The organism is Streptomyces regalis, assembly GCF_001509475.1.
In the GTDB taxonomy this organism is placed as follows: domain Bacteria; phylum Actinomycetota; class Actinomycetes; order Streptomycetales; family Streptomycetaceae; genus Streptomyces; species Streptomyces regalis.
This window is the reverse complement of record NZ_LLZG01000390.1, coordinates 1-26195: the sequence shown is the minus strand read 5'-3', so window position 1 is coordinate 26195 and position 26195 is coordinate 1. Positions and strand designations below refer to the sequence as shown.

Genomic DNA, 26195 nt, shown 5'->3' with positions numbered 1-26195 from the left:
CCTCAGCCCTTGACGCTGATGCCGCGCTGCTTCAGGTCGTCGACCGTCCACTCCTGCATGTGCGCCAGGAGGTCGGTGACCTTCTGCTTCTTGCTGACGACCTTGGCCCACTCGGCCTGCATCTCGGTGAACATCGCGGTCCAGTTGGGGCCGAAGGTCCAGCCGGTGCGGACGGTGCCCAGGCTGTCCGTCACGGTCTTCTTGGCCGGCTCGTAGTTCTTGCCGAGCAGCTTCTCGGAGATCGCCTCGGAGACGTACGACTCGCTGTCGGCCAGCGCCGGCATCACACCGCTGCCGGTCTCCGGGCTCGCCATGGTCTTGACCGCACCGGCGTCGGTGGACATCCACAGCGCCGCCTCGGCGGCCTGCTCCTGGTTCTTGCACTGCTCGCTGACCAGCGTCAGATTGCCGCTCTGGTTGGTGCCGGCCGGCGTCTGGGCGGCCTCGTCCTTGAAGGTCGGCCACGGGGCGAGCGCCCAGTCGCCGAAGGACTTGGTGAAGTTCTGCACCATGCCGGACATCTGCCAGGTGGAGATCTGCCGGGTCGCGGTGGCGCCGGTGTCGAAGCTGCGCTGCACGGCCGCGTAGTCGGCGAAGGACAGCTTGGCGTTCAGGTCGTTGTCGATGATCTCCTGGATCACCTCGGCGGCCTTCAGGGTGCCCTCGTCCTGGAAGTCGACCTTCCAGGAGTTGCCGTCGATGCTGTACCAGTTCGCCCCGGCCTGCATGGCCAGCACCTCCAGGGTGCTCGGGTCCTCACCGGCGTAGTTGGTGATCTTGATGTCGTGCTTCTTCAGTTCCTTGCCGGCGGCGATGAAGTCGTCCCAGGTCGCCGGGGCCTTCAGGCCGTACTTCTGGAAGATGTCGGTGCGGTAGATGGTGAAGGCCGGCGCCGAGGCGGTGGGCACGCCGTAGATCTTGCCCTGGACCTGGCCGGTGGCCCACGAGCCGGGGTTGAACTTGTCCTTGTCGGCCTCGACGTACTTGGTGATGTCGGCGAGCGCACCCTGTGCGACCCAGCTGGTCACGTACTCACCGGTGTTCTGCAGCAGACAGGGCGCGTTGCCCGCCTTGACGGCGTTGGTCAGCTGCTTCTGCATGGTCAGCTGGTCGGTGACCTTCGTGTACTTGAGCTGGACGTCCTTGTGCGAGGCGTTGAACGCCTTGACGACGGCCTCCTGCCCGTTGGCCCAGCCCCAGAAGTCGAGGGTGACGGGGCCGGAGGCGTCGGAACCGGAGTCCGAGTCTGAGGAGTCGGATCCGCCACAGGCGGCGAGCAGACCTGTCAGGGCGATTCCCGCAACGGCGGCGGAGGCGAACCTTCTCCGGGGGCTGGTGAAGTTCATCTGACCGTGATCCTTCGGAATTGGGCGTTCTCAGAACGAGGACGGCGGCTCGGTGGTGCTGGCCAGGAACGCGGCCGGAAAACCGTCGGCTCGCGGTTGCGGGGGGTCGGCCAAGCAGAAGCTGTAGTAAGCGGTTGCAGGGAAGGTAGGCCGACGACTCCGCTCATAGCAAGAGGTGCGCGGAAATTTGTTACGCCGGGTTGTCCGTCCGGTTATCTCCGGGCACGCGTCGGCCCCGTCCGTTCCGGAGGACGTAAGTGCAGGTAGAAGGCTGTTCAGTGAGGGGAGTTGCGCGGGTGGGGAGCGCTCCCGAGTGACCTGGCGAGGACCGGCGGGACACCGGGAAAACGTTTACGAAACGCTTGCTGGGCGTTACTTCCGTCAGCCGCGCCGGGCAGGTGGCTGTACGGAGTTGCGTACGACGACATGGGTGCCCAGCACCAGATGGTCGCCGTCGCCGCCCTTGCGGCGACCGGTACCGCCCTCGCGCCGGTCGGCCACCGCACGCAGCGCGACGCGGCCCATCTCCTCGTACGGCACGTGGACGGTGGTGAGTTGGGGTGTGAGCTGGGAGGCGAGCGGAATGTCGTCGTAGCCGACGATCGACACGTCCTCCGGCACCCGTAGCCCGGCCGCGCGCAACGCCTGCATGGCACCGGCGGCGACCACGTCGGTCCCGGCGAGCACGGCGGTGAAGTCCAGCCCCTGCCCGAGGGCCTCCTCCACGGCCTCGTACCCGTGCTCGTAGTCGTACGGCCCGTGCCGCACCATGCCCGGATCGAACGGCACGCCGTACGCGTCGAAGGCCCGTCGGGCGCCCTTCAGCCGGCCTTGGGCGGTCGTGAGTTCGGCATGCCCCGGCAGCACGAGGACCTTGCGATGCCCGGCGGACAACAGATGGCTGGCCATGGCATAGGCGCCGCCCTCGTTGTCGTAGTCGACCGTCGTGGCCGGCACGTCGCCCTCCAGCGGCGGCCTGCCCACGAGCACGAGATGGGAGCCGGCCGCGTCGAGGGAGCGGGCGAAGCGGGCCATGCGCAGCTGGTACTCGTCGTAGTCGTAGGCGCCGCCGAGCAGCACCACGGCCGCGACGCCCTGCTGCCGCATGAGGTTGACCAGGGCGAGTTCCCGCTCGGGGTCGTCGCCCGTCGTACCGACCAGCGAGAGCCAGCCCCGCAGCGTGGCGGCGCCCTCGACACCCTTGGCGACATGGGCGAACGCGGCGCCGGTGATGTTGTTGATGAGGATCGCCACGGTGGGCGTTCCGCCGCCGGCCAGGGAGCGGGCGTGGGCGTTGGTGACGTAGTCCAGGTCCCGGACGACCTTCATCACCTTGCGGCGCAGGTCCTCCGACACCGGGTAGTTGCCGGACAGCACACGCGACACGCTGGCGACGGAGACGCCCGCGCGTTCCGCCACGTCCCGGATGGTGGCCCGACCGGCGTCGTTCGACGCCTTGCGCTGACTCACCCTTGGGGCTCCTTCACCGTCGTGCCTGCCGCGCCGGACGCTCGGGCGTCATGCCCCGCGCCGGGCGGCCGGAGGCCTCGTCTCTCGCCGTACGACAGGGAAACCGGCCCCCCGCCGATGCGGAAACCGTATCCCATGGTTTCCGCGAGGGCGCCTGGTGCGTCGGCCGCCGCCTCATGCGACACGGGCCAGGTCGGCATGTCGCACCTCGTGGACCGGCGGCAGGCCTGCGACCAGGCGTTCCAGCTCCTCCACGACGATGCGGCCGAGGCGCTCCAGCTCGTTGCCGAGCGATCCGGCGATATGCGGGGTGAGGAGGACGTTGGGCAGGTGGTACAGCGGCGATCCGGCGGGCAGCGGCTCCGGCTCGGTGACGTCGAGGATCGCGTGCAGCCGCCCCGAGACCAGCTCGTCGGTGAGCGCGTCGGGGTCGACCAGGGCACCGCGAGAGGTATTGATCAGCACGCCGCCGTCCCGGATGAGGGCGAGGCGGTCGCCGTCGAGCATGCGGTAGGTCTCGGGAATGTCGGGGGCGTGCAGGCTGACGATGTCGCTGTGCCGCAGAAGGTCCTCCAACGACAGCAGCTCGGCCCCGAGTTCGGCTGCCTCGGCGGGGCTGACGTACGGGTCGTGCAGCAGCACCGTGAAGTCGAACGGCTGCAGCAGCTCCAGCAGCCGTCTGCCCACGCGCGAGGCGCCGATGACGCCGATGCGGCGGCCGACGTTGCCCGTGCGGGCGGTTTCGGCGGGGGGCGGATACGCGTGGGTGGTGCGGAAGCGCTCGCGGTGGATGAAGGTGTCCTTCCCGGCGAGCAGGATCATGGCCAGCGTGTACTCCGCGACCGGCAGAGCGTTGGCGGTCACCGCGCTGGAGACCGTGATGCCCTGCTTCCATAGGGCGTCGCCGACCAGCGAGCGGACCGAGCCCGCGGCGTGCAGGACGGCGCGCAGCCTGGGTGCGGCGGCGAGGGCGTCGGCGTCCAGATGGGGGCAGCCCCAGCCGGTGATGAGTACCTCCGCCTCGGCCAGGGCGGCCGCGGACGCGGGGTCGGCGAAGTCCCGCACGACGAGCGCGGGGTCGAGGTCGGAGGCCTTCCTCAGCCGGGCCATGAGCGGCGGGGGGAAGAGCAGGGGGAGGTGCACCGGATCCATGGCGAACACGGCCCTCGGTGGCTGGGGGCTGGGCATGACTCTCCTGAGGCACTGGATGGAAACATTTTCAGAAAGCGCCTTCTACCGTAGGTCTGCCGAGAACGGCTGGTCAATCGGTTGAGGCGGAAGAGGGCGCACGGGTTTCTCAGCACTCGTTTCTGCCGCGTACGCGCCTGTGTTGGGGAAAGGTAGGCACAGGACCGGTACGTGACGGCACGACAACGCGGTCCCTGTGCCGTCATGGCCCCGGAAGGCTGATCCTGCCCGACCTCGAAATCGGTTACTGCGTTTTCCCCGCTCAGTGGCTCTGTCCCGGCGGCCGCGAGGCGGCCGTCTCATCCGCCCGCCCCGCCGCGCAGCCTTCGGGTCGGCTCGGCGGGGCGGGTGGATGAGACGGCGGCGTGCGGGTCGCAGGTGAGTCGGCCGTCGCGCACCTCCAGGCGCGCGGCGCGCACGACCGAGCGGCGGCCGGCCGGATCCTGAGCGAGTGCCACTCGGGACGGTCGTTGCAGCTGTAGGCGAAGGAACGGTTCTGGACGAGTTCGGCGTACAGCCCGCCGTCAGCCGCGTAGTTGATGTCCTCGAAGAAGGCGCCGAAGACGTCCGGGCCGATCGGTCGGCCGGCGTCGGCGCTCACGTCGACGCGGATCGTCGTACGGCGGGTGGGGCGGGGAGGACGGGGCATTGCTGGGCTCCGTTCACGGTCATGTGGGGGAGGGCTTGCGACGACTGGGTCCCGGACCGACGCGATGGCAACCGGTTTCCGGCCATGTTGTCAAGGTGGCCTGCTGTCAGCTCGTGGGGTGGTGGTGATCAAGCCGGTTTGCGTGTGCTCTCCGGCCGTCGCCGGAGGTGCGGTGCGGGCCGCTCCCCTTCGTCGTGTCGACGCGGGCCGGAGTTGCGGTGCCGCGTCGGGAGCAGGGCTCTGAACTGCTGTTTCTTCAACTTGTGCGGGCTCTGCGGCGGTCCTGTGGCCGACTGGGTCATGTCGGCGAGGTTACACATTCTTTTCGAAAATTCGTCAAGGCTCTTGACGCGGTTTCCGGACAGGAAGAAGCTCTGCCCACTGCACAACAACCGGTTGCCCAGCGATCGGCCACGGTCGTCGAATCGACTCATGACCGAAATATCGAACGAACAGAGCAGGAGGTGGTGCGCCCATGCGCCCACATGCCGGTGCCTCGCTGAGCCGCCGCCGATTCCTCAGCCTCTCCGCAGGCGGCACCGCTGTCGGTGCGGCGGCACTGAGCGGCTGCGCGATGCAGGTGTCCAGCGGGGTCAGCGGCTCGGGTGAGACCGTCACCGTGATGGTCAAATCCGGCGACATCCTCCCGGAGCAGGTCCAGCAGGCCAAGAAGGATCTCGGCATCAAGATCGTCCTGGTGAAGTTCGACATCACCAAACTGATCGCGATGCTCACCAGCGGCAACCCACCCGACCTCGTGCGCGGCGTCGGTGCTGTGGACCTGCCGTACTTCGCGGCACGGGACGTGGCCGAGGAGCTGGACCCCTACTTCGCCCGGAGCAGCGTCCTCAAACCCGAAGACCTGGACCCCGTCAACGACCTGTGGCGGTTCGACGGCCGTACCCAGGGCAAGGGCCCGCGCTACGGCATGGCCAAGGACTTCTCCCAGGACTCCATGTTCTGGTACAACACCGCGGCCTTCGACAAGGGCGGCGTCGACTACCCGTCGGAGACCGAGCCGGTCACGTACGAGGAGTGGCTCGACAATGCCAAGCGCCTCGTGCAGCGCAAGAGCGGTCAGACCACCGTCTTCGGCGGCAGTTTCAACGGCCTGACCCGGGCCACGCTCCTGGCGACCATGACGGCGTCCGCCGGCGGCAGCCTCTTCAGCGACGACTTCTCCCGGGTCGACTTCACCACGCCCGAGGCCCGCAAGGCCCTGGCCTGGTACATGGACTACGCCAAGACCAAGGTCGGGCCGAGCCTCATCCAGCCCGACCCCAACGGCTGGGACGGGCCCACCTATCAGGCCGGGCGGCTCGCCATGTCGAACGCCGGCTACTGGATGGGCGGCATGATCTACCCGGACAAGAAGCTGGCGAAGGTGTCCCGACTGGCGCCCGCCCCGATGTTCGCGGGCGGCGAGCGGATCAGTGCCTGCCAGGGCGGCACCGGCCTGTGGATGCCGCGCGGGGCGAAGAACAAGGACGCCGCATGGCGGGTCTTCGAGTGGTTCTTCGGCGAGGAGCCGGCCAAGGGGCGCGCCTCCGGAGGCTGGGGCATCCCCACCCTGAAGTCGCTGCGGTCGCTGATGCCGGCGCAAGAGGACTACCAGAAGCGGGTGCTGAAGGCGCAGGAGAACGAGCTGAAGCATTTCTCGGTCGTCTCCTTCACCCCGTACACCACGGCGGACGCGATCGACGCCCTCTTCAACCAGATCGCCCCCGCCGCGATGAACGGTCAGATCTCCGTCGACACCCTCGCAGGGCGCCTGAACTCGGCCATCAACGAGCAGCTGAAGCGCGGTAAGGAGCAAGTGGGATGACGGTCGACCAGATCTCCTCCGTCGCGGACCGGCCGAGCGCCGCCACGGGCACCGGACGCGCCCCGGCCACCGCCGGGCCGCGGATTTCCATGACCGCGCGCAGGCACCGGGCGTTCTACATGTTCACCTCGCCCTGGATCATCGGGTTCCTGCTGCTGACCGTCACGCCGATGGTGTACGCGCTGTGGCTGAGTTTCACCACGTTCGACGGCATCTCGCCCAACTGGAAGTACGTCGGACTCGGCAACTACCGCGAGCTGCTGAACGATCCGGTCACCTGGGACGCGCTGGGCCGTGCGGGCCTGTTCGCGGTGACGTCGGTGCCGCTGTCGATCATTGCGGGGCTCGCCCTCGCCGTCCTGGTCAACCGGCCCCTCAAGGCGCGCGGCCTGTTCCGCACCCTGCTCTATCTGCCCGCCGTGGTGCCGCCGGTCGGCGCGGGCCTCGCCTTCAAGTTGCTCTTCGACCAGAACTCCGGTGCCTCCAACGGCGTCCTGACCTTCTTCGGTATCGACGCCGTGGGCTGGCTCGCCGACCCCTACGCCCGCTACGTGCTGCTGATGACGGTGCTCTGGGCCGCCGGAAATGTCATGATCATCTCGCTGGCCGGGCTCCAGGACGTCCCCCGGGAACTCCACGAGGCCGCCCGCATCGACGGGGCGAGCGCCTGGCGCACCTTCCGCAGCATCACCGTGCCGCTGCTGTCGCCCGTCCTGCTCTTCCAGACGGTGACCGGGATGATCGCCTCGGTGCAGACCATCATGCCGCTGCTGCTGGCCCCGCTCGGCGATACCGGCGGCGTCACCACGGTCCCGCAGTCCAACTACCTCTACATGATGCACGTCTTCGCGCAGTACTTCGCGCTCGGCCGCTACGGCTACGCCTCCGCGCTGCTGTGGGTGCTCTTCGTCCTGATCCTCGTCGTGACCGGACTCATCTTCAAGTTCACGTCCGGCGCGGTGTTCTACAACGTCGACCCGGAGGCGAAGAAGTGACCGCCACCAGCCTGCCGCCCAAGTCCTCGGTCGTTCTGCCGCCCAAGTCGTCGATGACCGACATACGCGTGCGCGTGCGTGCCAAGCGTCTCGTCCTCTACACGGTCCTCGTCTCCGCCACCGGGCTGTTCCTCGGCCCTTTCGGCTGGCTGATCCTGTCCGGCCTGAAGACCCAGGGTGAACTGGCCGCCTCTCCCGTGCACTGGCTGCCCGACGTCTTTCAGTGGCACAACTTCGCCGATGCCTTCAACCAGATCGACTTTCTCGGCTACGCCCGCAACTCCCTGATCATCGCCCTCCTCTACGCCGTGCTCGTCACCCTCAGCTCGGCCTGGGTCGGTTTCGGCTTCGCCCGGCTCGACGCGCCCGGCAAGAAGGTGCTGTTCGGTGTGCTGCTCGGCTCGATGATGCTGCCGCAGATGGTCACCCTGCTGCCCACGTATCTGATCTTCGCCAAGCTCGGCATGGTCGACACGTACTGGCCGTGGGTGCTGTGGGGCCTGTCCGCGGCGCCGTATCTGGTGTTCCTGTTCCGGCAGTTCTTCGCGGGCATGCCGCGCGAGCTGGAGGAGGCCGCGATCGTCGACGGCTGCGGTTACACGTCGATCTTCTGGCGGATCTTCCTGCCGCAGTCCTGGCCCGTGCTCTCCGCCAGCTTCATCATCGCCTTCACCTGGACCTGGGGCGACTACATCGCCCCGCAGCTGCTGCTGTCCACCGACCGCACCACGCTCGCCGTCGCGGTGATGACCACCTATGTCAACGAGGGCGGTACGCCCGTCCCCGAGCTGCAGGCCGCCGCCTCCGTGATGTACGTCGTCCCCATCCTGCTGATCTTCCTCGTCGCCCAGCGCGGTTTCGTCGCCGGGATGTCGACCTCCGGTCTCAAGTAGCCCTGGCAGCTTCGGCTGCTCGATCTCTCATCTCCCTTGCCAGTTAAGGAACTTCCCCATGAACGACACCCAGGGCACCGGCCTGTCCCGGCGCACCCTCATCCAGGCCGCGGGCGCCACCGCCGCCGCCTATTCCCTGATCGGCGCCACGGCCGGCACCGCGAGAGCGGAGGAGGACCGACCGGAGGCCGCCGACCGCTTGGTGGTGCACCCCGTGCCCGGCGCCATGCCGATCAACACCAGTTTTGTCGTCAAGGCCCGTACCCCCGGCGGTCAGTGGAAGCCGGTTCCGGTCCTGCGCGCCACCACGAAGACCATCAACGAGAAGACCGGCGGCGGCATCATCCGGCCGACCTCGGTCGCGAGCCTCGACTTCACCGGCACCGTGGAGGTGCAGGTCACGTCCGCCAAGGGCGCGATCGGCAGCGCCCGCATCCGCCCGCTGTCGTACGACATCCAGCACGAGGTCAGCGGCGACACCATCACCTTCAGCCTCACCGAGCCGCGCAACCTCTCCATCGAGATCGACGGCGACATCTACGGCAACCTGCAACTGCACGCCAACCCGATCGAGAAGACGCGGCCGGAGGCGGACGACCCCGACGTCATCTACTTCGGCCCCGGCATGCACACCCCCGCGGACGGCGTGGTGAAGGTGCCCAGCGGCAAGACGGTGTACCTGGCCGGTGGCGCGGTGCTCAAGGCCCGGGTGGAGTTCGTCAAGGTGGAGAACGCCCGCCTGCTCGGCCGGGGCATCATCACGGGCTCGGACGCCGCCACCCTGGTGCAGTTCTCCAAGAACATCGAGATCGACGGCATCCTCGTCCTCAACCCGAAGACCGGCTACTCCTGCACCATCGGCCAGTCGAAGCAGGTCACCGTCCGCAACCTGCACTCCTACAGCTCCGGCCAGTGGGGCGACGGCATCGACGTGTTCAGCAGCGAGGACGTCCTGATCGAGGGCGTCTGGATGCGCAACAGCGACGACTGCATCGCCATCTACGCCCACCGCTGGGACTACTACGGCGACTGCCGCAACGTCACCGTCCGCAACTCCACCCTGTGGGCCGACGTCGCCCACCCGGTGAACATGGGCACGCACGGCAATCCGGAGAAGCCCGAGACGATCGAGAACATCGTCTTCAGCAACATCGACGTTCTCCAGCACCGCGAGCCGCAGGTCCTCTACCAGGGCTGCTTCGCCCTCAACCCGGGCGACAGCAACATGATCCGGGGCGTCCGCATCCAGGACGTCCGGGTCGAGGACTTCACCTGGGGCCAGCTGTTCAACATGCGGGTCATGGCCAACCGCTACAACGCCTCGCCCGGCCGCGGCATCGAGGACGTGTACGTGCGGAACCTGTCGTACAACGGCACGCACGCCAACATGGCGATCCTGACCGGCTACGACGCGGACCGCCCGATCAAGAACCTCACCTTCCAGAACCTGGCGATCAACGGCACGGTCGTCTTCGACAAGATGCGCAAGCCGGGCTGGTACCTGACCACCGACATGGTCCCGGCGTTCGCCAACGAGCATGTGAAGAACCTCCGCTTCCTGGACTCCGCCACCCCGGCCGCGACGGTGGCCCCGGAGATCACCAGCGCCGGCGAGGCCACGGCCACCGCCCGCCAGGTCTTCAACCACCTCGTCACCGCGTCCGCGCTGCCCACGTCGTACGACGCCGAGGGGCTGCCCGAGGGCCTCGAGGTAGACAAGCAGACAGGCCAGATCTCCGGCATCCCGCAGGTCCCCGGCACCTACACCGTCACCGTCTCGGCCACGAACACCGTGGGCACGGCGACCAAGTCCCTCTCGATCATCGTGCAGCACCCGTAAGCCAGGAGACAGTTCCATGCAAGCCCTCAGCCGACGGACGTTCCTCGGCGCGGCGGGACTCGCGGGCGTGGCCGGGAGCGGACTGCTGTCCGCCCTCGCCGCCACGCCCGCGTGGGCCCAGACCGTCGACGCGGCGTTCTCCTTCGCACACCCCGGCCTCCTCCACTCCCGCGCCGACCTGGACCGGATGAAGTCCGCGGTCGCGGAAGGCCGCGAACCGATCGCCTCCGGCTTCGCCGCGCTGGCCGCCGACTCCCGTTCCCAACACAGCTACGCCGTCCGCAACACCGGACAGATCACCACCTGGGGCCGCGGCCCCACCGACAACACCAGCCAGGCCGTCACCGACGCGGCCGCCGCCTACCACAACGCCCTCATGTGGGCGGTCACCGGCGACGTACGCCACGCCGACAAGGCCCGCGACATCCTCGACGCCTGGTCCGCCTCGCTCACCGGCATCACCGGCGCCGACGGCCAACTCGGCGCCGGCATCCAGGGCTTCAAGCTCGTCAACGCCGCCGAGATCCTCCGCCACAGCGGCTACGACGGCTGGCCCGAGGAGTCGATACGCCGCTGCGAGCGCTCCTTCACCGACGTCTGGTACCCGGCCCTGGCCGGCTACTGCCTCTACGCCAACGGCAACTGGGACATCGCGGCGCTGCGCACCATCCTCGCCATCGCCGTCTTCTGCGACAACCGGGTGATGTTCGAGGACGCGCTGCGCTTCGCCGCCGCCGGCTCCGGCAACGGCTCGGTCCTGCACCGCATCGTCACCGCCGCGGGCCAGGGCCAGGAGTCCGGCCGCGACCAGGCCCACGAGCAACTCGCCGTCGGCCTGCTGGCGGACGCGGCCGAGGTCGCCTGGCAGCAGGGCGTCGACCTGTACGGCTTCGCGGACGACCGGATCCTCGCCAACTTCGAGTACTTCGGCCGCTACAACCTCGGCGACAACTCCGTCCCCTTCACCCCCGACCTCGACCGCACCGGCAAGTACGTCAAGACGGCCGTGTCGGACCGGCAGCGCGGAGTGTGGCGGCCGCTGTGGGAGATGGCGTACGCGCACTACGCCGGCCGTCTCGGCAAGCCCGCCCCCTACACCGAGAAGGTCGTCTTCCGGGGCACCGGCGGGACCCGCCTCGTCGAGGGCTACCAGGAGGACCACCCGGGCTGGGGCACCCTCACCTACGCCGGCACGACGGCCGCCTCGTCCAACGCACCGACGGCTCCCGCCGGGGTCACCGCGACCGGCGACGGCCGCTCCGTCACCGTGTCCTGGCTGCCGACCGCGTGGGCGAAGACGTACACGGTCCGCCGGGCCACCCGCCTCGAAGGGCCGTACGAGGAGATCGCGTCCGGCGTCGACAAGCCGGCGTACAAGGACTCCGACGTGCGTGCGGGACGGACGTACTACTACACGGTCGCCGCCGCCAATTCCCAGGGCGGCAGCGCCGATTCACTGCCGACCGCCCTCACCGCGGGCCTCCCCGAGCCCTGGTCCACCCAGGACCTGGGGGAGGTCAAGATCCCCGGCTCCGCCGCCTTCGACGGCGAGCGGTTCGTGCTGGAGGCGTCCGGCACCGCCGACACCTACCGCTGCGTCCACCTCCCGCTGCCCGGCGACGGCGCGATCACCGCACGCGTCGTGTTCCCGCTCAGCTCCCAGTACGCCAAGATCGGCGTCACCCTGCGCGACTCCCTCGACGCGGACGCCGCGCACGCCTCGATGCTGATCCAGGGGCTGCCGCTGCACACCTGGAGCGGCGTGTGGAGCGTCCGTCCGAAGGCCGGGGCGCCTGTCTCCGGCACCGGCAGCACGCCCGTACCCCCGTCCCAGCAGACGGCGATCACCAGCTCGGCCGCCTTCCCGATCTCCAACCTCGGCAGCCTGCCCGAGTCGGCGACCCCGCTTCAGGCGCCGTACGTCGAGGGCGCGGGCGACGGCTACCGGCTGCGGGCGCCCTACTGGGTGCGCGTGACCCGCCGGGGCCGGCGCTGCACCGGCGCGATCTCCCCGGACGGCATCCGCTGGACCGAAGTCGGCTCCACCGAGGTCGAGTTGGGGCGCACGGCGTACGCGGGCCTGGTCCTCACCTCGTGCCTCGGCGTCGACGCGGAGTACGCCGAGACCGGCACCGGTGCTCTCGACAACGTCTGCGTGACCTCCACGGCCTTCGGCGAGGTCTGGTCCGTGCCGCGCCCGGCCCGCACCGCCGCCGGCCTCAGGCCCACCACCGGCGCCGACGCCGTCGAGCTGGCCTGGACCGACCCGGACGTCTCCGCCCGCTACAAGGTGCTGCGCGCCACCTCCGCCGACGGCCCCTTCGAGACGATCGCCACCGGCATCGGCGCGGTCGGCTTCGGCACCCGCGTCCGGTACGCCGACGCCACGGGCACACCCGGGACGACGTACCACTACGTCGTCGCGAAGACGAACTGCGGCGGACGCGGGCCGCTTTCGGAACCGGCGTCCGCACAGATGCCGACCCCGAGCGTGCCCCAACTCACCTCCGCCACCGGTGCGTTCGCGAACAAGGGGATGGCCTTCCGGTACATCCTGCGGGGCTCGCACGAACCCGTGCGGTTCACCGCCGACGGCCTGCCCGACGGACTCCGCCTCGACCGGCGCACCGGCGTGATCTCCGGAACGCCCAACGAGACCGGCGAGTTCACGGTCACCGCCACCGCGGGCAACGCGGCGGGCGACGGCACCGGCAAGCTGACCTTGACGGTCGGCACACCCCCGCCCGACCCGTGGACGTACGGCGACCTGGGCGATGTCGTCCTCGACGAACGGGACTTCGCGACCTTCGGCGTCGCGGCGATCCGTACTCCGGGCAGTACGTCGTACGCCGACGGCACCTTCACCGTGCGCGGTGCGGGCGTCGACCTGACCGTCAACAACCAGGGAATGACCGGGCAGTTCGTACGACGGCCCGTCACCGGTGACTGCGAGATCACCGCCCGGCTCGGCTCCCGCACGGGCGCGAGTGCCGACCGGGTGGGCCTGCTGATGGCCAAGTCGCTGTCGCCCTTCGACCAGGCCGCCGGGGCGATCGTCTCCGGCGGGACCACCGCGCAGCTGATGCTGCGCACGACCGTGGCCGGAAGGTCCACCTTCACCGGGAACGGAACGACCACCCTTCCCTCCCTGCTGCGACTGAAGCGCGTCGGGACCGCCTTCACCGCAGCCCTGTCCACCGATGACGGCGTCACCTGGACCCCCCTCGCCGAGGGCTCGATCCCCGGCTTCGGTGACGCCCCCTACTACGTGGGCCTCGTGGTCTGCTCACGCAACCCACTGGCCCGCTGCACCACCGAGTTCGACGAGGTGAGCATCACCCCCATGTAGATCCTCCACGAATGGAGATGCACGAATGAGCCGCACTTCCCCCCACAGGCACCTCCACACACCAGAGTTGAGCCGCCGCGGTCTGCTGAAGACCGCCGGCGGTCTCACCGCCGCTCTCGCCGTCGGCGGGTCCGCGGCCGTGCTGACGGGCAGCACGGCCGACGCGGCCCCCGCGACCTTCACCCACCCCGGCATGCTGCACAACGCCGGCGACATCAACCGGGCCAAGGTCAGGGTCGCGGCGGGAACCGACCCCTGGCGGGCCGGCTGGAACCGGCTGACCGCCAACTCCCACTCCCAGTCCACCTGGACGCCCCGCCCCACGGCCACGATCATCCGCGGCGGCGACGGCCAGAACTACCCCCAGCTGTACAACGACATCCACGCCGCCTACCAGAACGCGCTGCGCTGGCACGTGGGCGGCACCGCCGCGAACGGCGACTGCGCCGTGCGCATCCTCAACGCCTGGTCGTCCACGCTCACCAGCATTACCGGAAACGCCGACCGGTTCCTGGCCGCCGGCCTCTACGGCTGGCAGTTCGCGAACGTCGCCGAGCTCATGCGCGGGTACGCCGGGTTCGACCTCAACCGGTTCAAGACGATGATGCTCAACGTCTTCTACCCGCTCAACAACCAGTTCCTGACCGGGCACAACGACGCCTGCATCACCAACTACTGGGCGAACTGGGACCTGTGCAACATGGCCTCGATCATGGCCATCGGGATCCTGTGCGACGACGGCGCCAAGTACGACCAGGCCGTCAACTACTTCAAGAACGGCGGCGGCAACGGCCAGATCCGGCGCGCGGTGCCGTTCCTGTACCCGGGCGTCGAGGGCTACGACCTCGGCCAGTGGCAGGAGTCCGGCCGCGACCAGGGGCACAGCATCATGGGCATGGGCCAGATGGGCGCCCTGTGCGAGATGGCCTGGAACCAGGGCGAGGACCTGTACTCGTACGACGGCCGTCGCTTCATGAAGGCCGCCCAGTACGTCGCCAAGTACAACCTGAACATGAACGTGCCCTACACCACCTATACCTGGGGCAGCGGACAGAACTGCGCCCAGCAGTCACAGACGGTGATCGGCTCCGGCAGTCGGGGCCAGGTCCGCCCGGTGTGGGCGATGCTCCACTACCACTACGGCCGACGCCTGCTCCTCGACGACAAGTACATCGCCCAGATGTGCTTCTCGGTCGCCCCCGAGGGCGGAGGAGGTGACTACGGCACCACCAGCGGAGGCTTCGACCAGCTCGGCTTCGGCACGCTGATGTACGCCAAGTAGCGATGTACGCCCAGTAGCGGTGTACGCCGAATAGCCCCCACACCCGCTCGTGCACCGGAATATCCGGCCACAATGAGTTGCTCTGATCTTCACGGTGCACGAGCGCGGTGAGGAGGCTGGTGGACGTATGACAGCAGTCCGGACAGACCCCGCGGACCCCGTGGTGAGCACGCCCTACGGTGCCGTACGGGGCCGGTACGAAAGCGGCGTCGCGGTGTTCCGGGGCATCCCCTACGCAGCGCCTCCGTACGGCCCGCGCCGGTTCAGGCCGCCCGAGCCGCCGGAGCCCTGGGACGGCGCGCGCGACGCCGGAGCCTTCGGGCCGACCCCGCCGAAACCGCCGTACTCCGAGGCCTTCGCGCAGTACCTGTCCGACCCCGTCGTGCCCGGCGACGACTGCCTCAACCTCAACGTCTGGACCCCCGAGCCCGGCCCGGGCGCCCGGCTCCCGGTCATGGTGTGGGTGCACGGCGGCGCCCTGACCCGCGGTTCCTCGGGTGTGCCCGTGTACGACGGCCGGTCCTTCGCGCGCGACGGTGTCGTCCTCGTCTCCGTCAACTACCGGCTGGGCGTCGAGGGCTACGGCTACTTCCCGGACGCCCCCGCCAACGCCGGCCTGCGCGACCAGCTCGCCGCCCTGAAGTGGGTGCACGACTCCATCGACGCCTTCGGCGGCGACCCCGACCGCATCACCCTGTGCGGCCAGTCCGCCGGCGCCATCAGCATCGGCGCGCTGCTCGCCGCGCCGCAGGCCCAGGGCCTGGTCCGGCGGGCCGTCCTGCAGAGCGGGCCGCCCGAGGCCGCCGAGCGGGACAAGGTACGGCGGATGGTGCGCCGGATGGCCACCCGGCTGAAGATCCCCGCCACCGCTGCCGCCTTCGCCGAGGTCGACCGCGAGCTGCTCCTGCGCACCCAGGCCGAGGTGGGCCGGCTCAGCAGTCCCGTGGTGGGAGGGCCCGCCTTCGGGATCGTCGTCGACGGCGACCTCGTGCCCCGCGACCCCATGGCGGCGCTGACGGAGGGCGGCGCCGCGGCCGGCGTCGACCTGATGACGGGCTGGACCCGCGACGAGTACCGCCTGTGGCTGGTGCCCGGCGGCCTCCTGGAGCGCCTCGACCGGCTCGGCGCGGTCGCCCTGGCCGGCGCCATGGCCCGCTGCCACGCGGGCGCCGAGGTGCCCCGCGGCTACCGCGCCCTGCACCCGGAGGCCGGCACCGCGGAGATCGTCGGCCAGATGGTCACCGACCACCTCCTGCGCGTCCCCCTGCACCGCCTGGCCGACGCCCGCCCCGGCTCGACGTACGTGTACGAGTTCGCCTGGCCCTCCAGCCTCCCCGACCTCGGCGCCTGCCACGCGCTGGAGCTCGGCTTCGTCTTCGACACCGGAGATGTCCCCGAGTCCCGCAAGCTGGCCGGCGAGGGCGCCCCGCAGGAGCTGGCGGACGAGATGCACGGGGCGTGGCTGCGGTTCGTGGCGGACGGCGATCCGGGATGGCAGGCGTGGGACGACTCCCATCCGGTCCGTGTCTTCGGCGACGGCGACACTCACACCGCGCACGGGCCGCGCGACGCCGAGCTCGCCCTGTGGGCCGCCGCCGTCACGCCCCCGGAATCCACACCCGCATCGGCCCCTGCCGACGGTTCGCCCACGCGTAGTACGGAACTGCGGTCAGTGGTACGGCGGCTGCGTCTCCCCGGCGCAGTCCGTCGGCACTGACGGCGGTCACCCCGCCCAGCAGGTCCGGCTCGTGCCGGGCGGTCAGCTCGGCGCCGTCGGGAAGGGTGAGCTCGTCGAAGGGGTTGAAAGCTGCTACCGGGAGTTTCGGTATTCGTCAGCGGCTGTCAGTGGGCGTTGGCAGGTTGAGTGTTGGCCGGGTGGCGAAAGCCAAGCCATCCGGCCGCAGTGTGGCGGCAGCTTAAACACGCGCCCGTGGGCCACGGCCCACCGTCGCCGGGAGTGGCTCGGAGACGTAAAATACTGCGTGGAGACCGCGTAAGTGGGACTTGTCTGGGCGGTGGTCGCTGAAGCGCGGACCGTAAGCCGCCGAGCTGGGCGGTACGGACCTTCCGGGCGGAAACGCCAGGATTGCTGAGAACTACTGAGGCTCTTGGTAACGGATACCGGGCCGCTGGTCCACTCCCTCCAGGCAGTGCACCAGCGGCCCGCGCTCGATCGCCACACAGCCCCCTACCGCGTCCACGCGGGGGTCGGGGCGGGTCAGCCGGGCGGTCAGGTCGAGGTCGACGGTGAGGGTGTCGCCCGGGGACCAGCGGGGTGCGGCGGGCCGACTGGTCGCCGCCCCGGTCGGCGTACTCTTCACGGACCTGGAGCGGGTTGACGTAGAGCCAGCTGTCGCCGTCGAGGCCGACTCCGGACAGGAAACCGTTGAACAGCGTCCGCTCGACGAGGTCGGAGTACTTCGCCTCGCCCGTCAGCAGCGCCATGCGCCACGACCACTGGACGGAGGCGATGGCCGCGCAGGTCTCGGTGTAGGCCCGGTCCGGCGGAAGTTCGTACGGATCGCCGAAGGACTCCCACTCGTGACGCGCGCCGACACCACCGGTGACGTACGTCTTTGTGGCCACCATGGCGTCCCAGACCCGCTCCAGCGCCGCCCGGAGCTCCGGGTCGTGGGTCTCGGTCGCGAGATCGGTGGCGCCCGCGAGCAGGTACAGCTGCCGCACGGCGTGCCCGGCCACCGTGGTCGCCTCGCGCACCGGGAGATGGTCCTGCCAGTACGCCGGGCCGGGATCGCGGTCGTGCCCTCGGTCGCCGCCGCCGCTGAGCAGACCGTGCCCGCGCTGCTCCACGAAGTACCGGGCCAGCTCCAGCCAGCGTTGCTCGCCGGTCTCCCGGTACAGCTCCACCAGCGCCGTCTCGATCTCGGGGTGCCCGCAGATGCCGTCGACCGCCTTGTCCGGGCCGAAGGTGGCGTCGATGTGCTCGGCGAACCGCACGGCCACGTCCAGGAGGTCACGCCGCCCGCTCGTCCGGTGGTGGGCCACCGCCGCCTGGATCAGGTGCCCCGCGCAGTACAACTCGTGACCCCAGCCGAGCTCCTGCCAACGCCGGTCGGGGCGGGCCAGCTGGTAGTACGTCTGCAGGTAGCCGTCGGGCTCCTGGGCGGTGGCGAGCAGTCGCACCAGCTCACCGATGGATGCCGCCAGCCCAGGGCTTTCCGGGAGCTGCCAGGACGCCGCCTCCAGCCACTTGTGCACGTCCGAGTCCTGGAACTGGAAGTCCCCGGCGAAGGAACCCGCACCGCCCGCTGCGGCCCGGAGGTTGGCGAGGTTCCCGGCCTCCTCCAGCTTCGCCGGGCCCTGCGGGATGCTGACCTCGGCGTTGGTTCGGCGACGGGCGGCCCAGAATCCGTCGGTGACGCGGGCGGCGTCCGCCGGGCGGAGGGCGGTGTGCGCCTGCGAGGTGAGACGGAGGGGGCCGGTGCTCATGCGCAGGGCTCCAGGGATAGAAACCGGTTGCTATGGCCGTGAGGATAGGTAACGTCCGGTTCCGCGACAAGGGCTCCGCTACGCCTGGCCGACCCGGCCCACCGAGTCCCGTACCACTACGTGCGTCCCCAGCAGCAGATGATCGTCCGTGGTCTCCGGGGTCCGGCCGAGCGCGGTGCGTACGGCGAGGCGGCCCAGCTCCTCGTAGGGGACGTGGACCGTCGTCAGGGCCGGGTGCAGGTCACGGGCGAAGGGGATGTCGTCGTAGCCGGCCAGGGAGACGTCGCCGGGTACGTCCAGGCCGGCCTCGTGCAGGGCGGTCAGCGCGCCGGCGGCGACCATGTCGGTGGCGGCCACCACGGCCGTGAAGTCCAGCCCCTCCTTCAGGGCCTCGCGCATCAGGCGGTGCCCGGAGTCGCGGGTGAAGTCGCCGTGCAGGAGCAGTGCCGGGTCGGGGTCCAGGCCGCGGGCGCGGTGGGCGGCGAGATAGCCGCGCTCGCGGCCCTGCGCGGTGGTGTGGTCGGAGGCGCCGCCGAGGAACAGGACCCGCTGGTGGCCCTGGGTGAGGACGTGGGCGACCAGAGCGTAGGCGCCGCCTTCGTTGTCGTACTCGATGACGGTCACGGGCGCCCCGGGACCGAGCGGCGGCCGCCCGCACAGCACCAGCCGGGAGCCCGCCGACGCCAGCGAGTCGGCCATACGGCGGGTGCGCTCGCGGTACTCGATGGTGTCGGCGGAGCCGCCGACCAGGATCACGGCGGCGGCGCGCTGGGCGCGCATCATCTCGACGAACTCCACCTCGTGCTGGACGTCGCCCTCCGTCGTGCACACCAGGCACAGATGCCCGAGCCGTCGGGCCTCCCGCTCCACGCCGTGCGCCATGTGCGCGAACGACGGCCCGGTGATGTCCTCCAGCACGAACGCCAGCGTGGGCGTGCCGACCCCCGCGACCGCCTTGGCGCGTGCGTCGGCGACGTAGTCCAGGTCGCGGACCGCCCGCATCACGCGCGTACGCGTCGCCGAGCTCACCGGATACACCCCGCCGAGCACCCGCGACACGGTCGACGCGGACACTCCCGCGCGGGCCGCCACGTCCCGGATGGTGCTGCGCCCCGCGTCCTCGCTCTTCCTGGTCATCCCTGTCTCGCCCCTCTCCCGGGCACTTTCGCCCACCCCCTGGGGAACCTGCGGCAACACGATGGCAACCGGTTCCCGAGGGGAGGCTAGCAGCGGGGGAGAGTGGGGACGAGTCCTGTGCGGGGTGCAGGGGCGTCGGGCGGCCCGGGTGCCGGCGCCGGACCGACCTTGTCCGTGACCGCGGGTACGTCGACGCGACCGCGACCGCGACTGCTACCGCCCCGCCGCCAGCGTGCGCGCGATGGAGTCGATCGCCTCCGGACCCACCCGGCAGCACCCGCCGATCAGCCGCGCCCCGGACTCCCGCCACCCCCGCACCTGCTCGGGCGTGAAGGTGGAGCGGCCTTCCCAGGTGCGGGACTCGGCGTTCCATGCCTCGCCGCTGTTGGGGTAGACGACGACGGGCTTGCCCGTGACGCGGGCGGCGGTCTCGACGGCGCCCTCGACATCCTCCGGCACGCAGCAGTTCACGCCCACCGCGATCACCTCGTCGACGTCGGCGGCCAGGGCGAACGCCTCCTGAAGCGGCTGGCCGGCCCGGGTGCGGTCCCCGGCGACGGAGTACGACAGCCAGGCCGGGACACCCAGCCCGCGCACGGCCCGCAGCAGCGCCTCGGCCTCGTCGGCGTCCGGGACCGTCTCCAGCGCCAGCACGTCGGGCCCGGCCCCGGCCAGCACCTCCAGCCGGGGCCGGTGGAAGCGCTCCAGCTCGTCCACGCTCAGCCCGTACCGGCCCCGGTACTCGGAGCCGTCCGCCAGCATCGCCCCGTAGGGCCCGACGGACGCGGCCACCCACAGCGGCCGCGTGACCCCCCTGGCTGCCGCCTGCCGGGCCGCCTCGCGTGCCAACTCGACGCTGAGGGCGAGGAGTTCGGCTGCCCGCTCCTGCCCGATCCCGCGCCCCGCGAAGCCCTCGAACGTCGCCTGGTAGCTGGACGTGATCGCCACGTCCGCCCCCGCCTCGAAGTAGGCGAGATGCGCCTCGGCGATCGCCTCGGGCCGCTCCGCGAGCAGCCGCGCCGACCACAACTCGTCGCTCAGATCGTGCCCGGCGGACTCGAGCTGGTTGGACATACCGCCGTCGAGCACGACGGTCCCGGCGGCGAGGGCTTCGGCGAGGGTGATGGTGCTGGTCATGGTGACGACGGTACTCGAGGCGGGGCGGGTGTCCGGCAGGTGGGACATCCGCGGGGGATCTAGCCTTGGCGCATGCCTGAGACCGCTCTACTCAAGGCCGAGGCCCGTGAGGTTCTCGGGGCCGGCCGGGTCGCCGTCGAACCCCTCACGCACAACCCGAAGAACGGTGTCACCGCCGGCGTCTGGCGGGTCCGGGCCGGTGACCGTTCGGCCGTACTGAAGGTGCTCACCCGAAACAAGAAGGCCGCCGGTCACTGGGCGGCCTCGGACGACCCCCGGCACTGGAACTACTGGCGGCGCGAGGCCCACGTCTACGAGTCGGGGCTCGCTCGGACCTGGCAGCCGTACGGCATCCGCGCGCCCCGGCTGCTCGCGAGCGTCGAACGGGCCGACGGCGACATCGCGCTGTGGCTGGAGGACGTACCGGGCGAGGCGGGCCCGTCCTGGTCGCTCGCCCGGCACATCGAGCACGCCCGCCGCCTCGGCGCGGCTCAGGGAGCCGCCGTCCCCGGCCCGGCGCAGCCGTGGTTCTCGCACCGCTTCCTGCGCGAGTACATCGGCGGCAACACCCTCGGTCAGGAGCTGCTCGACGAGGACGAGGCCTGGCAACAGCCCCTGGTCCGGGACCACTTCCCGGCCGGCCTGCGGCACGAAATGGTCCGGCTGCACCACGACCGCGAGTGGTTCCTGCACATCATGGAGTCCCTGCCGCGCACGCTCAGCCACCTCGACCAGTGGCCTGCCAACCTCCGGGCCCACGGCCCGGACAACGTCCTGTTCGACTGGGCGTTCACCGGCGACGGCGCCCTCGGCGAGGACCTCGGCAACTACCTGCCCGACTCCGTCTTCGACCTGTTCGTCCCGGCCGCGCGTCTGCCCGAGTACGCGGCTGCGGCCTACGAGGCGTATCTGCACGGCCTGCGGGAGAGCGGTTGGCGGGGCGACGAACACCTCGTACGGCTGGCGGTGTGCGCCTCGGCCGTGAAGTACGACTGGCTCACTGCCCTGATGCTCGCCCGGGCGGGCGAGGAGCAGTGGGACTACGGCGGCCGAGGCACGGTCTCCGCCGGACTCCGCTACCGCGAACGCGGCTTGGCCCTCGCCTTCCTCGCCGACTGGGCGGCCGAGGCGCGTGCCCTAGCCCCACCCCTCGGCTTCCCGGCGCCGCCGAGCGGCCGTCGCTGACCGGCTCGGCTAGCCCCGCGCCGAGTGCCGCCCGCTCCGGCGTCGTCCGCGGCCCCGCCCGAACCTCGTCGCCGGTATCGCGAGGCCGAGGAGGAGGCCCGCGGCCAGGACGTACGGCCACCAGCCGAGGCCGTTGCCCGCGGCGCTCGCGGTGCGGGTGCTGGGGGAGGCGACCGTGTCGGCTGCGGTGCGGGGGCTGTCGGCGCTGGGGGAGGGGGTGGTGGTGACGGGGGTGAGGACCACGTCGTTGCCGTCGCCGCCCCGGTAGCTGATCCGGTAGGTGGTGTCGTCCAGCTGGAGCTTCTTGCCCTCTTTGAGGCCGGTGAAGGCGCCGGTCGTCTTCGCTCGGCCTCGGTGGTCGAGGATCGTGATCTTCCGTGCGGGCTTCGGTGAGGTGGCGGCGGCCGCGAGGTCCAGGTCGCCGGCCAGGCGGACCGCGCCGGTCACCTTCAACGGGCCGTCGCGCAGGACGAGTTCGCCCTTCGCCGACTGGGTGTAGGCGCCGGAGACCGTCAGGCCGCTCGCGACCACGCCGTCGTTCGTCACCGCCCCCTTCACGGTGCCCTTGCCGGTCAGCGTCTTCGCCTCGCCGACGCGCAGTCCCGAAGTGCCCGCGTCCAGACGGGACTTGGCCGACGTGAGCCGGATCGACTTGCTGCCGGCGAGCGTCGCGCCGCCGCGCAGGGCGAGGGTGCCCTTCTTGACCGTCGTGGTGCCGGTGTACGTCACCGCGCTTCCCGTCAGGGTCGTCGTCGCCGCCCCCGAGTGGGTGAGCGATCCGCTGCCGCTGATCCGGGACAGGGACAGGGCCTTGCTCGTGTTGTTCAGTACGAGCGAGCCGTTGTTGACGACCTTGTAGAGATCACCCCGCGTGTAGAGCCCACCGTCACCGCCGGACCTGCCGCTGCCCAGCCGCAGCACGGCACCCTTCTCGACGGTCGTCGAGCCGTCGTAGTACTGCACGGCGGCGAAGGTGACGTCGTTGCCCTTCGTCCCCTTGATGACGATGTCCCCGGCCCCGGGTGCGGCCAGCGTGTCGTGGAACGTGCCGCCGCCGATGGGGGCGCCCAGCGTCACCGGTCCGTTGTAGGCGAAGGTGAGGAGTGAACGGAAGCGTGCCGCCAGCAGGTTGATGTAGACGGTCTCGGCGGTCCCGGGCATGAAGATCTTGTTCGTCGTGCCGTCGCCCCACTGGACGTTCGCGCCCTTGATGTTGGTGCCGCGCTTGTTGACGTTCTTGCGCGCGGGCGTCCAGTTCAGGGACGGGTCGCTGAGTGAGGGGTTGGTGTCGCCGCCCTGGTTCGACCAGCTGTACTGGCCGGTCAGGACGACCTTGCTGCCCGGCCGGGACTGGACGTTGATGTCGCTGCCGTACTCGCGCTGATAGAAGTCCATGCCCATGGTGACGGTCTGGCCCAGCGGGGTGTCCACGGTGTACGTGCCCTGGTTGAGGATCTTGCGCACGTTCGGCAGCGACGTCGCGAACTCCGGGGCTCCGGCGTTCATCTGCGTGCCGTTGTCGATCACCCCGGAGAAGGAGTGGGCGCCCGACAGATCCCAGGTGCCCCACAGGAACCGCGGCTGGGTGATGAGTCCGGAGCCGCTGATCGTGCCCAGGTTGTAGGCGCTCTTCAGCGACAGCCGCAGGGTGCCGTCGACCCGGATGTTGTCCTGGTTGAGCCGGAACGCCGGGGTGTTGTACGGGAAGTGCCCGATCAGGCCGGTGGTGCCGCCGTTGCCGTACTGCAGGGTCGCGCCGCGGGCGACGGTGATCGCGGGCGGGTCCGGGGTGGCCGTCGTGACGTACGGGTGATTGCCGCCGACGACGCTCACCTTCTGCCGCTGCCGGGACTTCGGCAGCGTGAAGTCGCTGTCCCTGGTCAGGATCAGCGTCCCGCTGCCGCGCACGGTGAGCGTGCCCTCGCCGCGGAAGACGCCGTCGTACGTCGTCGTCCCGGCCGGCACGGTGACGACCGTGTCGCCGCTGAGCGTCACGTCCCGGCCCCCGAGGACGTCGGCGGTGACGTCCCGGGGGCCGGCGGCCACCGCGGGGGGAGCGGTGACGGTGAGGGAGGCGACCACGGCGAGGGCGCCGGCGGCGGCTGCTGTTGTATGGGTGAGGCTGCGCACGCCTAGGAGACGCACGGGGGACTGGGCCGATAACAGAAATTCTCGTGGATCCGTACCCGGCGCCGCACCGGAGCGGACAACCGCCGCAACTACAGCGGCAAACACAAGGCCCACGGCCTGCTCTTCCTCGCGCTCACCGACGACAAGGGCCGGTCCTCGCAGCCGGGCGGGCGGCCGGACGGCGTAGCGTCGGTGTACGGGCGCCACATCGACTGAGCACGGGCGCGACCGAGGCACACTGGCCGGCCGTTGAAGCTCACCGCGGGGTTGGGCGCATGACGGCCGAGAACGGCGTCGATCTCGGCGTGGCAGTCGGCGTAGACCTCGCCAGGCAACTTGATCTCTCGGCAGGCGCGGCAGGGGTTCGGACCCGCTCTCGCATTGGGCCACGGCCACCGCCGGGACGCCGTCTACGACCGGCCCGCCTGCCGCCAGAAGGCGTACCGAGCCCGGCTCCGGCATGCCGAGCGGGTCCGCGAAGCGACCTGCAACTCCTCAGCCCGACGGGCCGTGATCAGTTCCCGCAGGTCAGGTTCCGCGTCCTCGGCCATGTCGCGCACCTCCCGCCCGGAGCGTACGGACACCCGCCGCGCCCACACCACAGCACGAGTACACGATCAACGACCCACACCAGTCCTCTGGCCTGCGACTTCAAGATGGTGGATCTTCAATGTGTCGTCGGTTGAGTGCTCAGTAGGTCGTCAACGGTCAGCGTGCCCGCCATGGTCTCGACCAGCCACTCCGCCAAGTTGATCCCCTGCGGCCAGCAGTCGCCCTCGTGGGTGCACCACATCGGCCCGGCGGGATCGCGGAAGTCGACCAAGGACCAGATCGTGCACCCCCAGTCGTACACCGGCACCAGACCAGCGGGGATCTGACCGGAAGGATCCGGTCCCTCTTGATAGATCTCTGCGAGGTCATTCCAGTCTCCCTGCGAGGCCCCGCCACTCACGCCTAGGATGCCCTCGGCCGGACCGAAGCCTCCGTTGGCCACCTCCAGGTAGAGGCGCCGCAGCAGAGGCGGCAGCGGGAAGCCGATGTTCTGTTCCGCCTCCGTGACCGCTGCCAGCGTCGCAGGGCCGGGCAGGCTGCCTGTTGCGGCACGGTTGCGGACTGCTTCGACTACCTCATCACCCATGTGAAGAACCCCTTCTCAGACTTTCGCTTCGGACATAACCATCAATCCCAAGGCTGCCATCCCCGAGCAACAAATCATGCAGCAGCCCTGTCGCCTCGTCGGGGGTTGTCCTTGGGTGCACCGACGTCTCGCCGGAGCCATGCAGTCGGCCAAGTGCAGAGTGGCACGAAGGGGCGGCTCAGTACTCCCCCTCGCCAGCAGGTAGTGAGCCGGAGCAGGTCGCGCGCCCGAACTCGCCGATGGCGGTGGCGCTCTGGACGTGGCGTCCGCCGATGGCCAGGGCGCAGTGGGCCTTGCCGCCGTTCTCGCCGAGGACGATGCTGACGATCGGTTCCCTGCCGAGCGGGACGTCCACGGTCTTGTGCCAGGGCAGCGCGGCCGCTTTGGCGACGATGGCCTGGCCGGTTTCGCTGTGGGCTTGGTAGGTGATGTGGGCGGTGCCCTGGCCGGTCACTTCGTACGTCACCGCGGCGGTGGGGGTGCTGCGTTCCGGCGGGCCGTCGCTCTGGCCGGTGGCGAGTACGCCGTACAGGACGAGTCCGCCGCAGGCGGCCAGCGCCGCGCCGGCCACGATCAGTCCGGCGCGGTCCGGGCGAACGGAGCGGGGCAGCCTGCTACTCGCAGGCGTGGCGTCGTCCTTCGCTGTCTCCAGTTTGGCGTCGGTCTGCGTGCCGGCCGATTCCGTATCGGCGAGGGTGTCCGACGCCGTCGTCTGCGGCGGGTGCGTTTCGGATTCGCGGGTTCTGCCGCCCATGAATTGCCCCTCGAAATCAGAGTGCTCGGTTTCGAACTGGGTGGTTATACACGATGCTGTCGGCCGGGCGCCAGTGAGCGGAAATATCGGACACCCAGCGGCCTCTTTGATGTCAACTGTCCACGATGTCCACTCGCTTGACATTGCGTCATCGGAATGAATAGAAACTCGGCGCCCCTGCCTATGGGTTCGTATTCCCGTGGGTGGGGTGTATGTCCGGCGGCATGTTTGTGCCATGACGCATGAGGAAAGGTTTGGTGTGAGACCCGGATTGGGAAGGCTGATTGCGTGTCTGGTGGTTGGCGCGGTGACGAGTACCGCGTTGCCCCAGGTCGCTTATGCGGCGCCCGCTGATGAGGGTGACGGCAAGGGGATTGTCGACACCGTCAAGGGCTGGTTCGCGGATGACGATGATGATAGCGGCGGA

General features: G+C 70.1%; 19 protein-coding genes and 1 pseudogene. 9 read left to right on the top strand and 11 right to left on the bottom strand.

Annotation, left to right across the window (positions count from 1 at the left end; all coding sequences use genetic code 11):
* Positions 1–2: 2 nt before the first annotated feature.
* From ADL12_RS40700 to ADL12_RS58860, 4 genes are all read right to left on the bottom strand, one after another.
* Positions 3–1346, bottom strand: coding sequence for an ABC transporter substrate-binding protein (locus ADL12_RS40700; RefSeq protein WP_062712892.1), 1344 nt, complete (start codon positions 1344–1346; stop codon positions 3–5).
* 381 nt (positions 1347–1727) lie between these two features.
* A complete protein-coding gene (locus tag ADL12_RS40695) occupies positions 1728–2816 on the bottom strand; it encodes a LacI family DNA-binding transcriptional regulator (protein WP_062712890.1) in 1089 nt (362 codons plus the stop codon).
* A 174-nt stretch (positions 2817–2990) separates the two neighbouring features.
* On the bottom strand, positions 2991–4004 hold the full coding sequence (locus ADL12_RS40690; protein WP_208614719.1) for a hydroxyacid dehydrogenase: 1014 nt from the start codon (positions 4002–4004) through the stop codon (positions 2991–2993).
* Between the two features lie 262 nt (positions 4005–4266).
* Positions 4267–4653: a hypothetical protein gene (locus ADL12_RS58860; RefSeq protein WP_062712886.1), complete on the bottom strand. Its 387-nt coding sequence runs from the start codon at positions 4651–4653 to the stop codon at positions 4267–4269.
* A 475-nt stretch (positions 4654–5128) separates the two neighbouring features.
* Between ADL12_RS58860 and ADL12_RS40680 the strand changes: the two genes are divergently transcribed.
* The 7 genes and pseudogenes from ADL12_RS40680 to ADL12_RS40650 all read left to right on the top strand — a co-directional run.
* Positions 5129–6478 (top strand): extracellular solute-binding protein, encoded by a 1350-nt coding sequence (locus ADL12_RS40680; protein WP_062712884.1) that lies wholly within the window; start codon positions 5129–5131, stop codon positions 6476–6478.
* A complete protein-coding gene (locus ADL12_RS40675) occupies positions 6475–7473 on the top strand; it encodes a carbohydrate ABC transporter permease (protein ID WP_062712882.1) in 999 nt (332 codons plus the stop codon). The genes ADL12_RS40680 and ADL12_RS40675 overlap by 4 nt, the downstream gene beginning before the upstream one ends.
* On the top strand, positions 7470–8366 hold the full coding sequence (locus ADL12_RS40670) for a carbohydrate ABC transporter permease (protein WP_425265207.1): 897 nt from the start codon (positions 7470–7472) through the stop codon (positions 8364–8366). The genes ADL12_RS40675 and ADL12_RS40670 overlap by 4 nt, the downstream gene beginning before the upstream one ends.
* A gap of 58 nt (positions 8367–8424) precedes the next feature.
* Positions 8425–10206 (top strand): Ig domain-containing protein, encoded by a 1782-nt coding sequence (locus ADL12_RS40665; protein ID WP_062712879.1) that lies wholly within the window; start codon positions 8425–8427, stop codon positions 10204–10206.
* Positions 10207–10222: 16 nt separating this feature from the next.
* Positions 10223–13555, top strand: coding sequence for a putative Ig domain-containing protein (locus ADL12_RS40660; protein WP_062712877.1), 3333 nt, complete (start codon positions 10223–10225; stop codon positions 13553–13555).
* A 25-nt stretch (positions 13556–13580) separates the two neighbouring features.
* Positions 13581–14837, top strand: coding sequence for an alginate lyase family protein (locus ADL12_RS40655; RefSeq protein ID WP_062712875.1), 1257 nt, complete (start codon positions 13581–13583; stop codon positions 14835–14837).
* Positions 14838–14964: 127 nt separating this feature from the next.
* Positions 14965–16320 (top strand): annotated as a pseudogene (locus ADL12_RS40650) (carboxylesterase/lipase family protein); the annotation flags it as partial.
* A gap of 115 nt (positions 16321–16435) precedes the next feature.
* On the opposite strand, the gene ADL12_RS58205 reads toward ADL12_RS40650, so the two are convergent.
* The 4 genes from ADL12_RS58205 to mmuM all read right to left on the bottom strand — a co-directional run bounded on the left by ADL12_RS58205 (position 16436) and on the right by mmuM (position 20561).
* Positions 16436–16564 (bottom strand): hypothetical protein, encoded by a 129-nt coding sequence (locus ADL12_RS58205; RefSeq protein ID WP_341846401.1) that lies wholly within the window; start codon positions 16562–16564, stop codon positions 16436–16438.
* Between the two features lie 115 nt (positions 16565–16679).
* Positions 16680–18287, bottom strand: coding sequence for a glycoside hydrolase family 127 protein (locus ADL12_RS40645; protein WP_062712873.1), 1608 nt, complete (start codon positions 18285–18287; stop codon positions 16680–16682).
* Positions 18288–18365: 78 nt separating this feature from the next.
* Positions 18366–19424 carry a LacI family DNA-binding transcriptional regulator gene (locus tag ADL12_RS40640; RefSeq protein ID WP_062712870.1) on the bottom strand — a complete coding sequence of 353 codons (1059 nt, stop codon included), beginning with the start codon at positions 19422–19424 and terminating at the stop codon, positions 18366–18368.
* A gap of 213 nt (positions 19425–19637) precedes the next feature.
* Positions 19638–20561 (bottom strand): homocysteine S-methyltransferase, encoded by a 924-nt coding sequence (gene mmuM / locus ADL12_RS40635; protein WP_062712953.1) that lies wholly within the window; start codon positions 20559–20561, stop codon positions 19638–19640.
* Between the two features lie 72 nt (positions 20562–20633).
* Here mmuM and ADL12_RS40630 point away from each other — a divergent pair, with 72 nt between their 5' ends.
* The gene (locus ADL12_RS40630) at positions 20634–21746 is read left to right on the top strand and encodes a hypothetical protein (protein ID WP_062712869.1); all 1113 of its coding nucleotides are present in this window, start codon (positions 20634–20636) and stop codon (positions 21744–21746) included.
* Between the two features lie 9 nt (positions 21747–21755).
* Here ADL12_RS40630 and ADL12_RS40625 read toward each other — a convergent pair whose 3' ends face one another.
* From ADL12_RS40625 to ADL12_RS40610, 3 genes are all read right to left on the bottom strand, one after another.
* A complete protein-coding gene (locus tag ADL12_RS40625) occupies positions 21756–23876 on the bottom strand; it encodes an autotransporter (protein ID WP_062712951.1) in 2121 nt (706 codons plus the stop codon).
* Between the two features lie 667 nt (positions 23877–24543).
* Positions 24544–25014 carry an SMI1/KNR4 family protein gene (locus ADL12_RS40615; RefSeq protein ID WP_062712867.1) on the bottom strand — a complete coding sequence of 157 codons (471 nt, stop codon included), beginning with the start codon at positions 25012–25014 and terminating at the stop codon, positions 24544–24546.
* A gap of 178 nt (positions 25015–25192) precedes the next feature.
* Complete coding sequence (locus ADL12_RS40610; RefSeq protein WP_244188239.1) at positions 25193–25768, bottom strand: hypothetical protein; 576 nt, start codon at positions 25766–25768, stop codon at positions 25193–25195.
* Between the two features lie 235 nt (positions 25769–26003).
* On the opposite strand from ADL12_RS40610, the gene ADL12_RS55805 reads away from it, so the two are divergent.
* The coding region (locus ADL12_RS55805; RefSeq protein ID WP_208614717.1) for a hypothetical protein at positions 26004–26195 on the top strand (192 nt) is incomplete at its 3' end.